Origin of the sequence: Thermococcus eurythermalis (assembly GCF_000769655.1) — an archaeon.
In the GTDB taxonomy this organism is placed as follows: domain Archaea; phylum Methanobacteriota_B; class Thermococci; order Thermococcales; family Thermococcaceae; genus Thermococcus; species Thermococcus eurythermalis.
In genome coordinates this window covers 41,864-54,186 of record NZ_CP008887.1, presented here as the reverse complement: position 1 = coordinate 54,186, position 12,323 = coordinate 41,864, and the positions used below count along the sequence as shown (strand labels likewise).

The window sequence follows — 12,323 nt, the reverse complement described above, 5'->3', positions numbered from 1 at the left end:
GGTGGTGACATGACGCAGGAAGAATACAAGAAGGGGATTCTTGACAGGCTCGCTGACAAGCTCGTCGATGCAATAGGCTCGTTCATATCCCTCTTCAAAAAGGACTGGAAGAATAAGAACCGCTCGAAGATGGAAGAATGGAAGCTGATGCTCTACGCCCTCAACCGCTCGCCCCCCGGGTTAATCGGCCTTTTCCTGATAGGGATTTTCATCTTCCTCGGCATCTTTGGACCGAGCATTGCGCCGTGGAGCTACCGCTATTTCCCCGCCCTTGAGAACATGACCACCTACCTCGCGCCCCCCGGCACCAAGGCGTATTTGCCGTTCGCCGACAAGACAATAACCTATCCCCTCGGTGCCGACCACTACGGTAGGGACCTGCTGAGCCTAATCCTCTACGGAGCAAGGACGTCGTTCGTGATATCAATCATAGTCATAGTCCTCGGAGTGCCCCTCGGCATAATCCTTGGCCTTGTTGCGGGCTACTACGGGGGAAAGATAGACGAGCTCATAATGCGTATAACCGATATGTTCCTTGCGTTCCCGGCGTTAATCCTTGCCATAGCGTTCTCCGCCGTCCTGCCGGATAGGTTGCAGTCCTTCATCAGCAATCACGAGTTCTTCGAGACCCTGTTCCTCAGGATATTCGCGCTGGAGCCGCAGGAGGCAGGAAACCTCGGAAAGCTGCTGGCGGTCATACTGGCGATGGTCATAGTCTGGTGGCCGGCATATGCGAGGATAACCAGGGGTTCAACTCTGACGGAGAGGGAGAAGCTCTACGTTGAGGCGGCGAGGGCGATAGGACTGAGCTCCAGGACGATAATGTTCAAGCACATCCTACCAAACATCGTGGGCCCGATACTGGTCTACATAACCCTCGACTTCGGTGGCGTTATCCTCATGGAGGCCGGCCTGAGCTTCCTCGGTCTCGGTGCGACCCCGCCGATAGCGGATTGGGGTAGGATAGTCTACGACGGCTCCCAGTACTTCCCTGAGAAGTGGTGGCTAGTCACGTTTTCGGGCTTCATGATACTCATCGTGGCCCTCGGATGGAACCTCCTCGGTGACACCCTTAGGGACATACTCGACCCCAAGATGAGGCGCAGCATAGAGTTCAAGGTGAAGAAACAGAAGCAGATGGAGGAAAAGGAGGGTGAGGAGAATGCCTGAGCCCATACTCGAAGTCCGCGGCCTCACTGTTCACTTTTACACCTATGCAGGCATAGTCAAGGCGATAGAGGACGTTTCGTTCGACGTCTACAGGGGAGAAACGTTCGCCCTCGTTGGAGAAACCGGCTGTGGAAAGAGCGTCACGTCGAGGGCATTGACCCAGCTGATAGAGAGCCCTGGAAGGATTGTCAAGGGCAAAGTGCTCTACCACAGGGACGACGGGTCTACCATAGACCTGCTGAAGCTCAGCGAAGAGGAAATCAGGAAGATAAGGGGCAGGGAGATAGCCTACATATTCCAGGACCCCCACGCCTCTCTCGACCCGCTTTACACGGTCGGCTATCAGATTGCCGAGGCCATGGTGGTTCACGGGACTGTGGAGGGCTGGAAAGAAGGCTTCAGAAAGGCCGTTGATATACTCAGGCGCGTCCTAATTCCAGACCCGGAGAACAGGGTCAAGAACTACCCGCACGAGCTCAGCGGTGGTATGAAACAGCGTGTCGTCATTGGAATCGGTGTCTCCAACGACCCGAAGATTCTGATAGCGGACGAGCCGACCACGGCCCTTGACGTAACTGTCCAGGCGCAGATACTCGACCTCATGAACAAGCTCAAGAAGGAGTACAACACGACGGTGATACTCATCACGCACAACATGGGTGTCGTCGCCGAGATGGCGGACCGTGTTGCTGTCATGTACGCGGGCAAAATCGTCGAAATAGGCTCCGTTGACCAGATTTTCAAAAACCCGCTCCACCCGTACACAAAGGGCCTGCTGAGGGCAGTTCCGAACCCGCTGGCGAAGATAGAGAGGCTTGAGGCAATACCTGGAACCGTGCCCAACCTGATAACCCCTCCGAAGGGATGCCGCTTCCACCCGAGGTGCCCCTACGCGACCGAGAGGTGCAGAAGTGAAGTGCCGAAGCTGAAGGAGTTAGAACCCGGCCACTTCGTGGCCTGCCATCTGTACTGAGGTGGTGACGATGGAACCGCTCCTCAAGGTTGAAAACCTCAAAAAGTACTTCCCCGTCAGGGGACTCTTCAGAACTATAGGATACGTTAAGGCCGTTGACGGCATAAGCTTCGAGATAAACAGGGGTGAAACCTTCGGACTGGTGGGTGAAAGCGGCTGTGGAAAGACGACAACGGGAAGGACGATACTGAGGCTCATAGAGCCAACGTCCGGAAAGATAATCTTTGACGGTAAGGACGTCACCACGATAAAAGGCGACGAGATGAAGGAGTTCAGGAGAAGGGCCCAGATAATGTTCCAGGACCCATATTCCTCCCTGAACCCGAGGCAGACTGTCTTTGAAGTCATAATGGAGCCGGTCCGCTTCCACGGCATCCCGGTTGACGACCCGGAGGAGTTCGTCATAGACCTGCTCGAAAGTGTCGGCCTTAACGAGATGCACCTCTACCGCTACCCCCACGAGTTCTCAGGAGGACAGAGGCAGAGGATAGCCCTCGCAAGGCTCCTCGCCCTCAAGCCGGAGTTTATCGTGCTCGATGAGCCAACCTCAGCTCTTGACGTCTCGGTTCAGGCGAACATTCTCAACATGCTCAAGGACCTCCAGAAGAAGTACGGGTTCACTTACCTCTTCATCAGCCACGACCTCGGTGTCGTCAAGTACATGAGCCACAGGATGGGTGTGATGTACCTCGGAAAACTCGTGGAAGTCGGCCCGGCTGAGAAGATATTCGAGAATCCACTGCACCCATACACCCAGATGCTCCTCTCGGCGATTCCCGTCCCTGACCCCGACTTGGCAAGGGAGCTCAAGAAGAAGCGTGCCCGGATAGAAGGCGAGCCGCCGAGCCCGATAAACCCGCCGGAGGGATGTCACTTCCACCCGAGGTGTCCCTTTGCCAAGGCCGGGCTCTGCGACAAGAAGGAGCCACCGCTTGTTGAGGTCGAGAAGGATCACTACGTGGCCTGCTGGCTCTACGCCAAGTCATGACCTTTCCTTTTCTAAACCTTTTTCTTTCTGCAGGAGCCCGAAAAGGGCCCTTCTGAAACCGGCGTCGTCTTCGTAGAGCTGTGCATAAACAGGGTCAACTGGTTTTCCGTCCATCACTTCCAGCCTGAAGACGGCCCATCCAAGGGGCTCAACTGAGAGGTTCTCCAGGTCTGAGGGGCCTTTTATCCCGAGGACGTGTTCTACAATCGAGAGTGCCAGCAGAACCCTCCTTATCCTTCCCGCCAGCTCCTCGTCCTTCTTCAGGTTTTTGAGGTAGCCTGAGGGAATCCCCAGAAAGCGGAGTATGTTCCAGCGCCTCATGTGTTTGCTCCTCTCATCAAAGCTCCTGCCCGCGAGCCTGTACAGTTCGAGGGCAAGCTCCCTGAGGATGTCCTTCACGTTGTCTGGGGTTACGTGGTACTCCCCGCTGACCTGTGGGAGCGGTTTTAGCTCCATCTTTCTAAGCAGGGCCGCCCTGTGCTCAGCTCTCTCCAGAGCGGGGTAGAAATAGCTGTCCAGTCCATAAACCCCGGATTTTGTCCTGAACAGGACGTAGGGCACCTCTATTTCCATACCGCATCCCATCTCCCATTGGGACAATAGACATATAAAACCGCCGGCCAATGGAATGTGGAGCTGAGGGAGAATGAAAGTTGATGAACTCCCTGTTGATGAGAGGCTTAAACGGGTCATCAAGGAGAGGGGCATAGAGGAGCTTTATCCACCCCAGGCCGAGGCGCTGAAGAGCGGGGTGCTGGAGGGCAGGAACCTCGTTTTAGCCATTCCAACGGCGAGCGGAAAGACCCTCGTGAGCGAGATAGTTATGGTGGACAAGCTTCTCCGCGAGGGGGGCAAGGCTGTCTACCTCGTCCCGCTCAAGGCCCTGGCGGAGGAGAAATACCGAGAGTTCAAGGAGTGGGAGAGCCTAGGCCTTAGGGTCGCCGCGACGACGGGTGATTATGACTCAACCGACGACTGGCTCGGGAAGTACGACATAATAGTGGCCACAGCTGAGAAGTTTGACTCACTCCTCAGGCACGGGGCCAGGTGGATTAGAGACGTAAAGCTCGTCGTTGCTGACGAGGTTCACCTCATAGGCTCCTACGACAGGGGGGCAACGCTTGAGATGATTCTCACCCACATGCTCGGGCGGGCCCAGATTCTGGCCCTGAGCGCGACCGTTGGCAACGCCGAGGAGCTGGCGGAGTGGCTCGATGCCGCTCTAGTTATGAGCGAGTGGAGGCCCGTCCAGCTGAGGAAGGGAGTCTTCCACACCGGGACTCTCATATGGGAAGACGGCACGGTGGAAAGATACCCTGAGAACTGGTACTCCCTCGTGACCGACGCCGTGAAGAGGGGCAAGGGGGCTCTCGTCTTCGTCAACACGCGCCGCTCGGCTGAGAAGGAGGCTTTAGCCCTATCGAAGCTCGTCTCAAGCCACCTCACCAAGCCCGAAAAGAGGGCCCTTGAAAACCTTGCCTCCCAGCTTGAGGACAACCCGACGAGCGAGAAGCTGAAGAAAGCCCTCGTCGGGGGCGTTGCCTTCCACCACGCGGGCCTCAGCAGGACCGAGAGGACGCTCATAGAGGACGCCTTTAGGGAGGGGTTGATTAAGGTCATAACAGCTACCCCTACCCTCAGCGCTGGAGTAAATTTACCCTCATTCAGAGTAGTAATCCGCGACACCAAGCGCTATGCGGGCTTCGGCTGGACGGATATACCCGTCCTTGAGATACAGCAGATGATGGGAAGGGCTGGAAGGCCAAAGTACGACAAGTACGGCGAGGCGATAATAGTGGCCAGAACCGACGAGCCGGGCAAGCTTATGGAGCGCTACATCCGCGGGAAGCCCGAGAAGCTCTTCTCGATGCTCGCCAACGAGCAGGCCTTCAGGAGTCAGATCCTTGCCCTAATCACAAACTTCGGGGTTAAGAGCTTCTCTGAGCTCGTCCACTTCCTTGAGAGAACCTTCTACGCCCACCAGCGGAAGGACTTGAGCTCGCTTGAATACAAGGCTAAAGACGTCGTCTACTTCCTCGTTGAGAACGAGTTCATAGACCTCGACCTTGAGGGTAAGTTCCAGGCCCTGCCCTTCGGAAAGAGGACTTCCCAGCTCTACATAGACCCGCTCACAGCCAAGAAGTTCAAGGACGCCTTCCCTGCCCTCGAGAAAAACCCGAACCCCTTCGGAATCTTCCAGCTCATCGCCTCGACCCCGGACATGGCCACCCTGACGGCCAGGAGGCGCGAGATGGAGGACTACCTCGACCTTGCCTACGAGCTCGAAGATAAACTCTACGCGAGCATACCCTACTACGAAGACTCCAGGTTCCAGGGCTTCCTAGGGCAAGTGAAGACGGCCAAGGTGCTCCTCGACTGGATTAACGAGGTGCCCGAGACTAGGATTTACGAGACCTACAACATAGACCCCGGAGACCTCTACAGGCTTCTTGAGCTGGCAGACTGGCTGATGTACTCGCTCATAGAGCTTTACAAGCTCTTCGACCCCAAGGAGGACATCCTGCAGTACCTGAGAGACCTCCACCTGAGGCTGAGGCACGGCGTCCGCGAGGAGCTCCTTGAGCTGGTCAGGCTCCCGAACATCGGAAGGAAGAGGGCCAGGGCGCTCTACAACGCCGGCTTCAGGAGCGTTGAGGACATCGTTAGAGCCAAGCCTGCGGAGCTCCTCAGAGTCGAAGGCATCGGTGCGAAAATCCTCGACGGAATTTACCGCCACCTTGGAATTGAGAAGAGCGTGAGCGTGCAGGAAAGGCCGAAAAAGAGGGGGACGCTTGAGGACTTCCTGAAGTGACCGTTGGGTTACCTTTTTAAATCCCCTCCGAGCTACTCTGGGTGGGCTCAATGATAGTGATAGTAACTGGAATGCCCGGTTCTGGAAAGAGTAAGATTGTGGCGGAGTTTGAGAGGAGAGGTTTTCCCAGCGTTTCCCTCGGTGACATCGTCCGTGAGGAAACGGTGAAGCGGGGTCTTGAACTAACCAAGGAAAACGTCGCAAAGGTGAGCATACGCCTGAGGCAGGAGCTCGGTCAGAACGCGGTCGCGAAGCTCGCCGTTGAGAAGGTGAGGGCTTTTTTAGAGAAGAGCCCGCTCGTTGTCATAGACGGCGTTCGCTCCCTTGACGAGGTGGGAACCTTCAGGAGTGCCTTTCCGGGGGAGGAAATCATCATCATCGCCGTCCACACACCGCCGAAGCTCCGCTTCGAGAGGCTCAGAGAGAGGGGCAGGCACGACGACCCGCAGAGCTGGGAGGACTTCGAGGAGAGGGACTGGAAGGAGCTCCGCTTTGGGATTGGAGGCGTCATAGCGATGGCGGACTACATGCTGATAAACGACGGCTCGAAGGAGGAGTACGAGGAAAAGGTAAAGGCCCTCGTTGAGAGGGTCATCCAAGACTTGAATCGAGGAGGAGCATAACGTAGAACCCTGCGAAGAAGCCCAGCGTGACGAGGGTCTGGTTCTTCTCTTCTCCATATATCTCGGGGATCATCTCCTTTATCGTCACGTAGAGCATCGCACCTCCAGCGAGGCCCAGGCCGTAGGGCAGAACACTTGAGAACGCCGTGAAGAAGAGCGCGCCGATGACCACCATCACCATCTCGGCCAGCCCGCTAAGGATGTCTACTAAAACTGGGCCCAGGCTTTTCTTCTGTATAACTGCTAAGGGGAGCGAGACGACTGTTCCCTCAGGGAAGTCCTGGATGCCTATTGCTATCGCAGTAACGAGCCCGACCTCAAGATTGTAGATAAGGGAAGTGCCGACGGCAAGCCCCTCCGGGAGGTTGTGGATTATCATTGCGAATATGAGGAGCCAGACCTTCCTTAGCTTCTCTTTCATCCCTTTGGGCCCTTCATAACCCCTGACGAGGTGTTCGTGGGGAAGAAGTCTGTCCACGGCATAAATCAGGAGGACACCGAGGGCTATCCCCACCCCCACCGGCAGGAACCCCGCGCTCTCTATCCCTGGGAGGATAAGGGACGTGAAGGACGCGACTATCATTACACCCGCCGCGAAGCTGAGCGAAAAGTCAACCCCGCCCTCTGGAATCTTCTTCGCGAAAATTGCCACCATAGCACCTAGAGACGTCATGAGAGCGACGAAGAGACCGGCATAAAAGGACACCCATATCAGGCTTCCCCCGCTCAAGTTCAGCAGGTAGCTTGCAAGGTTTTCGATGAAGCCTTCTAACATATTTAGGCCACCTAATTCTTTCGGCGGTTGGGTTTATAAGCGTTCCTTCGAGCTTAGCCTGGTGAGGTGAGAAAGATGGAAGAGCTGTTCGAGGAAGTTGAGGTTGAGGCTTACGTTTACCCCACTGAGGACATCGAGAAGGTAAAGAGGGCGATGCTGAACCTCATCCCGGGCCTGGAGTTCGAGGCCTTTGACAGGGGCGATTACATAATCCTCACCGGAAAGACAAAGAACAGAAAAGCCCTCAGCAGGCTCTACGAGCTGTTCAGGGGTCAGGCTATACTCGACACGGCGCGTTCCTTCCTTGAGGAGGGCTACTTCGGGGAGGAAATTATCATAAAGGTGAACAAGCAGGCGGCCTACGCGGGAGTTGTGAACTTCAACGAGGAGTCCCCGCTCGGCCCGATAACGATAATAATCCGCACGAAGAACCCGAAGAAGCTAATGAAGTGGTTAGCTCCGAGGACAAAGGACGGCGTGCCGATAGAGTGATTTTTGTGCTGTCCGCCGTTTGATTTTTGTTTTCGCCGTTTTTGTTTGTTTTGGGCTCTAAAAAAGGAAAAGTCGAGTCAGGTTTTCTTTCTCTTCTTCCCCCAGCTGATTTTGGCAGTCAGCACCTTTTCGCTTGAGAATATCCTGGCAGTCATGTAGAGGGTCACGAGGGCTATGACGCTGAGGTATGCAACGCTGAGGAGCATTGAGGAGTAGTCACCGGTGAGCGCATACCGGTACGCGACTATCGGGTGCGTGAAGGGCAGCGCGAGGAGAGCGTAACGGGCCACCGTCGGTACCTGAGTTAGGTCAACGAACATCAGCATGAACGCCGGGAAAGCGAGGGGCAGTATGACAGAGCTGACGACGGTGTTGGCGCTCTGGACGTCCTCTGCGTAGACTGCCAGAAGCATTGCCAGTGAGAGCGCGAAGATTATCGTCAGGAACACTATTAGGGCAAAGAGCGCCATGCCTTCGGGGGTAAGCCCTAGTCCGAGCTCTTCAAGGCTTATGCCAGTGTCCACCTGGAAGGTACCGAGGTAGCTTCTGAGCCCTATCATATACGCCAGCGCAGCTACGAGGCCCATGACCGCAGTCCCGGATATCTTGGACGCCACTATCGTCGTCCTCTTGACCGGGAGCGTGAGGAGCGTTTCGAGGGTCTTGTTCTCCTTTTCGGCCGCAACCGCTCCAGCAGACATCTGGGCCGTTATCGTTACCATGAGAAAGACTATTAGAGGCAGGCTTACCGATTGTGAGGAGAGTACCTGCGAGACCACCGTCGGGGGGACGTCTACCACCCGTCCCATGAAGTACGACTTGCTCTCGGCGCGTATGGGGTGCAGGACTGCTCCAGGGTTTGAAACGCCGAGCCTGGCAACCTTAAGCCGTGCAATCTCCTCGGAAAGGACATTAATGACCGCATTAATCCTGCCCTCGCTTACACTCTCAGCCATCCCCGAGCTCAGCCCCTTGAAGACGCCGTATATCTGGACAGTCGCGACTTCGTTTGATTCAATGCCCTCGCTGAAGTTGGAGGGAATCACTACGAGGACGTTATGCTCCGCTTCAACCGCCTTCTTGAGGGCCTCCTCCACCGAGCCTGCGCTTATCACGGTGACAGTAACGTTTGGAGTGGCGTTCAGCGCCTTTATGAGAAGTTCTCCGTAGTTCCCATCGTCGAAGTTCACGATGGCGACCTGTGTCTCCTTCGTCGCGCTCTCAAAGCCGAACTGCATCATCTTGCCGAGCGCGGGGTAGATAATAAGCGGCACCACGATGAGGCCAAAGAGCAGCTTTTTGTCCCTCACCAGGTTCATTATCTCCTTTCTGGCTAGCACCCAGAAATCGCTCATGAGCCTTCACCTCCAACGGGCTCTGGGATGTGCACTCCGATGGCCCTCATGAAGACCTCCTCGAGGTTCTCGGCGTCGTACTTCTCCTTCAGCTCCTTCGGCGTGCCGATTTCCACTATCCTGCCCTCCGCTATCATGGCAACGCGGTCGCAGAGGAACTCGACCTCAAGCATGTTGTGGCTTGAGACGAGGAAGGTGACGCCTTTCTCCCTGGCAAAGCGCTTTATGGTCTTCCTTATCTCGTAGGCGTTTACTATGTCAAGCCCGCTCGCAGGCTCGTCGAGAATCGCCAGCTTGGGGGTTACCATGAGGGCCCTTGCCAGGAGGAGCTTCCTCGTCATGCCCTTCGAGTACGTCGAGACTTTGTCATTTAGCCTCTCTCCGAGGCCCGAAAGCTCGACTCCGAGCTTGAGCATCTCTTCTGCCCTTTTCTCGTCCTTTGCGTAGAGCCGTGCCATGAACCCCAGGTACTCCTTCCCGGTGAGGTTCTTGTAGGCGCCGGCCTCCTCCGGCAGGTAACTTATGAGCGCCCTGACCCCCTCTGCCTCTTTTACAACGTCGTGGCCAAAGACCTCAGCCCTACCTCCGGTGGGTTTCAGAAGGGTCGCGAGGATTTTGAGCGTAGTGCTCTTTCCGGCGCCGTTGGGCCCGATAAGGCCGAAGATTTCGCCTTCCTTTATCTCGAAGCTTATCCCCTTGAGGGCCCTAACGCCCCCGTAGTCCTTTTTGAGGTTCTCAACTCTAACCGCGGTCATTTCCGTCCCCCCAGTTTGTACAGAATCAGCCCGAGGGTCGCGAGGGCTACCCCGAACAGCGTGAGTGTATCTATACCGGCGTAACCTCCAATTATACCAGCCCCCAAGCCAGTGGAGATGCCAAGCCACCCGTTGAGCTTGTGGGTGTTCCTAAAATCGCCGGAAAGACCCATCAGAAGGGCGCCGAGCATTACCAGGAGAAGCTCAATCACCAGCAGTGGGGTGTTTATCCTCGTCAAGACCTCCCCGCTCGGCAACCTCATGCAGGCGAGCCTCTCGACGGGAGGCCTGGCGATTCCCAGGCCGATTCCTGCGAAGTAGGCCACAAACCCGACCAGTTTTTTCGTGTTCATCTCAGTCACCCTCATAAATGAATATATCTTCAATTTTAGCGTTAAAAAACCTTGCAATCTTGAAGGCCAGCCTCAGGGACGGGTCGTACTTCCCCTTCTCGATTGCTATGATGGTCTGCCTCGTGACGCCGAGGGCCTTCGCAAGCTCCTCCTGAGTTAATCCTTTCGCCTCCCGCAGCTCGCGCAGGCGGTTCTTCACTTACATCACCCTCGAATAGTGGTACCGTATCAGGGCGTGTCCAAATATGGCAACGACGTAGATTAGGGCGAGAACCTTGGCGGGGTCGAGCCACCGAAAGGCATCAACCGCGAGAATTCCCATGAGGAGGAGCATCTGGACGATTATGAGGGTCTTCTCTGAGGCGACCTGGTTTATTCTCCTTCCGCGCTCGTCCTTCATCTGGCCCGTCTCTTTCATGAAGCGGTAGAATGCGAACCAGTATATCACTGTGGCGGCCGCTATGAAAAGAAACAACCACTCGCTCCCCATTCACATCGCCCTCCCGTAGTAGTACTGCGAGATTAGGAGCACTACGCTGCCGACACCGAGGGGAACCAGGAGCTTCACCGCAACGTCCATGTTGCCGTGGGCGTACTCCCAGACGTACTCGGCGAAGAGGAGAAAGCTCATTACCGCATAGCCGTTTTTCGTGCTCTTTGCATCTATGAGTTCAGTCCTCTCGTCCTTGATTCTCTCAATCTTCGAGTTGTAGTACCAGTTCAGAGCCTGGACCAGCAGAACTCCCAGAACGAGCGTGCCCACCGCTAGATATGGCCTGCCTGCCTTCACGGAATAGGCCAGCCCAATTATTATAGCCGCACTGAGAATGCCGAGCAGATGCCCGTACTTCATCTCACATCACCCGCGAGTAGTAATGCCTGAACAGAAGGTGGAGCATCAACATGACTGCCAGAACGAGACCGACCGCTATGAAGGCACCTTCCATCTTCGGATTCGAGGTTTTTCCCGATAGGGCGAGCAGAGCGACTGCGAGCCCCATGCTCGTCACCTGGAGGGTTCTTCTGGAAGCAATCTCGTTTATCCGCAGGGTTCTCTCGTCTTCAAGAACAATGCCCCTCTTTTCGAGGTGGGAGAAGTAGATGTTTATGAACACTGCCCCAAAGGCAAAGGCAACTATTGCGTATTCGCTTTTTTCTGAACTGGTGGCCCACCCAACGACCCAGCCTAGGGCCATAACCGCGAGGAGCGCTGGCAGTAAGGCCTTTTTATCTTCCATCACCCTCACCATGTAAAGTTTCCTTTACGTAAAGTTTCCTTTACATCTTTATAAGCTTTTTCCCTCAAAGTTTTTAAAGCTCCGGGAAGAAGTTCAATCCGCGCGGGGGTAGCCGAGCCTGGCCAAAGGCGCGGGATTTAGGGTCCCGTCCCGCAGGGGTTCCGGGGTTCAAATCCCCGCCCCCGCACCATTCAAACTTCGCCTGAGCGAAGTTTGATCAAGGTTTGTGATTCTTCTCGAGCATTCAAACGGAGTTTCCTCTTCTGGGCTACCTAGAATTTGAGGGAGTTTCCCAACAAAAGCTGAAAGAAAAAGCCCATCACTCTCCAATAAGCCTCTCGTGCTCCTGCTTTATGCACCTGTGGGCAACTGCAGTGAGGCCGGCCTCCTTCGCCCTCTTAAAAGCCTCCCTGTTGTAGGTGTTGAACTGGAACCAGACGACCTTCGCGCCCTTCTTTATTGCCTGCTCAACGTAGTCCATCGTGAACTCGGGACGGACAAAGAGGTCGACTATCTCAACCTCATCGGGGATATCTAGAACGCTCGGGTAGCACTTCCGCCCAAGGACTTCCTCGTAGCGGGGGTTCACGGGGTAGACCTCATAGCCCTTCTCGATGAGGTAGCGCATGACCATGTTCGCGTCCCTTTCAGGTTTCGGCGAGGCGCCAACGAGGGCTATCGTGCGGTACTTTGTTAGAATCTCTCCGATGTCATCGTCGCTCAGTCTGTCAACGGGCATTATCCTAACCATTTTATCACCACCATTGGTTGGAGAAGAAGTTTAAAGCC

The 12,323-nt window shown here is 55.5% G+C and carries 16 protein-coding genes and 1 tRNA gene; 7 read left to right on the top strand and 10 right to left on the bottom strand.

The features are described from left to right. The first annotated feature begins 9 nt into the window (after positions 1 to 9). Genes TEU_RS00360 through TEU_RS00350 form a run of 3 tightly spaced genes read left to right on the top strand, consistent with a single transcriptional unit; the run spans position 10 to position 3,131 of the window. Positions 10 to 1,170 carry an ABC transporter permease gene (locus TEU_RS00360; RefSeq protein ID WP_050001892.1) on the top strand — a complete coding sequence of 387 codons (1,161 nt, stop codon included), beginning with the start codon at positions 10 to 12 and terminating at the stop codon, positions 1,168 to 1,170. Continuing rightward, entirely contained in the window at positions 1,163 to 2,143 is a 981-nt protein-coding gene (locus tag TEU_RS00355; RefSeq protein ID WP_050001891.1) for an ABC transporter ATP-binding protein, read from the top strand. The genes TEU_RS00360 and TEU_RS00355 overlap by 8 nt, the downstream gene beginning before the upstream one ends. Positions 2,144 to 2,153: 10 nt before the next feature. Continuing rightward, on the top strand, positions 2,154 to 3,131 hold the full coding sequence (locus tag TEU_RS00350; protein WP_050001890.1) for an ABC transporter ATP-binding protein: 978 nt from the start codon (positions 2,154 to 2,156) through the stop codon (positions 3,129 to 3,131). Here the strand turns inward: TEU_RS00350 and TEU_RS00345 are convergent. Beyond that, positions 3,126 to 3,716, bottom strand: coding sequence for a hypothetical protein (locus TEU_RS00345; protein WP_227738732.1), 591 nt, complete (start codon positions 3,714 to 3,716; stop codon positions 3,126 to 3,128). The two genes, TEU_RS00350 and TEU_RS00345, sit on opposite strands and share 6 nt — an antisense overlap. Positions 3,717 to 3,777: 61 nt before the next feature. Between TEU_RS00345 and TEU_RS00340 the strand changes: the two genes are divergently transcribed. Together TEU_RS00340 and TEU_RS00335 are read left to right on the top strand one after the other, a co-directional pair. Continuing rightward, positions 3,778 to 5,943: an ATP-dependent DNA helicase gene (locus TEU_RS00340; protein WP_050001888.1), complete on the top strand. Its 2,166-nt coding sequence runs from the start codon at positions 3,778 to 3,780 to the stop codon at positions 5,941 to 5,943. A gap of 50 nt (positions 5,944 to 5,993) precedes the next feature. Then, positions 5,994 to 6,566 (top strand): dephospho-CoA kinase, encoded by a 573-nt coding sequence (locus tag TEU_RS00335; RefSeq protein ID WP_050001887.1) that lies wholly within the window; start codon positions 5,994 to 5,996, stop codon positions 6,564 to 6,566. Here TEU_RS00335 and TEU_RS00330 read toward each other — a convergent pair. Beyond that, positions 6,535 to 7,341 (bottom strand): ZIP family metal transporter, encoded by an 807-nt coding sequence (locus TEU_RS00330; RefSeq protein ID WP_050001886.1) that lies wholly within the window; start codon positions 7,339 to 7,341, stop codon positions 6,535 to 6,537. The two genes, TEU_RS00335 and TEU_RS00330, sit on opposite strands and share 32 nt — an antisense overlap. 75 nt (positions 7,342 to 7,416) lie before the next feature. Here TEU_RS00330 and TEU_RS00325 point away from each other — a divergent pair, with 75 nt between their 5' ends. Then, positions 7,417 to 7,833, top strand: coding sequence for an RNA-binding domain-containing protein (locus TEU_RS00325; RefSeq protein WP_050001885.1), 417 nt, complete (start codon positions 7,417 to 7,419; stop codon positions 7,831 to 7,833). A gap of 77 nt (positions 7,834 to 7,910) precedes the next feature. Here the strand turns inward: TEU_RS00325 and TEU_RS00320 are convergent, their stop codons facing one another. The 7 genes from TEU_RS00320 to TEU_RS00290 are packed head-to-tail and all read right to left on the bottom strand — an operon-like array spanning position 7,911 to position 11,534. Then, the gene (locus TEU_RS00320; protein WP_050001884.1) at positions 7,911 to 9,188 is read right to left on the bottom strand and encodes an ABC transporter permease; all 1,278 of its coding nucleotides are present in this window, start codon (positions 9,186 to 9,188) and stop codon (positions 7,911 to 7,913) included. Further along, entirely contained in the window at positions 9,185 to 9,943 is a 759-nt protein-coding gene (locus tag TEU_RS00315; RefSeq protein WP_050001883.1) for an ABC transporter ATP-binding protein, read from the bottom strand. The genes TEU_RS00320 and TEU_RS00315 overlap by 4 nt, the downstream gene beginning before the upstream one ends. Continuing rightward, entirely contained in the window at positions 9,940 to 10,311 is a 372-nt protein-coding gene (locus TEU_RS00310) for a hypothetical protein (protein ID WP_227738731.1), read from the bottom strand. The genes TEU_RS00315 and TEU_RS00310 overlap by 4 nt, the downstream gene beginning before the upstream one ends. After that, complete coding sequence (locus TEU_RS00305; RefSeq protein ID WP_050001881.1) at positions 10,298 to 10,495, bottom strand: helix-turn-helix transcriptional regulator; 198 nt, start codon at positions 10,493 to 10,495, stop codon at positions 10,298 to 10,300. Before TEU_RS00305 ends, TEU_RS00310 begins: the two co-directional genes overlap by 14 nt. Then, complete coding sequence (locus TEU_RS00300; RefSeq protein ID WP_050001880.1) at positions 10,496 to 10,786, bottom strand: DUF2178 domain-containing protein; 291 nt, start codon at positions 10,784 to 10,786, stop codon at positions 10,496 to 10,498. It lies immediately after the preceding gene. Further along, positions 10,787 to 11,149: a DUF2178 domain-containing protein gene (locus TEU_RS00295; protein ID WP_050001879.1), complete on the bottom strand. Its 363-nt coding sequence runs from the start codon at positions 11,147 to 11,149 to the stop codon at positions 10,787 to 10,789. 1 nt (position 11,150) lies between these two features. Then, positions 11,151 to 11,534: a DUF2178 domain-containing protein gene (locus tag TEU_RS00290; RefSeq protein WP_227738730.1), complete on the bottom strand. Its 384-nt coding sequence runs from the start codon at positions 11,532 to 11,534 to the stop codon at positions 11,151 to 11,153. A 102-nt stretch (positions 11,535 to 11,636) separates the two neighbouring features. On the opposite strand from TEU_RS00290, the gene TEU_RS00285 reads away from it, so the two are divergent. After that, positions 11,637 to 11,724, top strand: a tRNA-Leu gene (locus TEU_RS00285). Between the two features lie 129 nt (positions 11,725 to 11,853). On the opposite strand, the gene TEU_RS00280 is transcribed toward TEU_RS00285, so the two are convergent. Then, on the bottom strand, positions 11,854 to 12,285 hold the full coding sequence (locus tag TEU_RS00280) for a CoA-binding protein (protein WP_050001877.1): 432 nt from the start codon (positions 12,283 to 12,285) through the stop codon (positions 11,854 to 11,856). Positions 12,286 to 12,323: the final 38 nt, after the last annotated feature.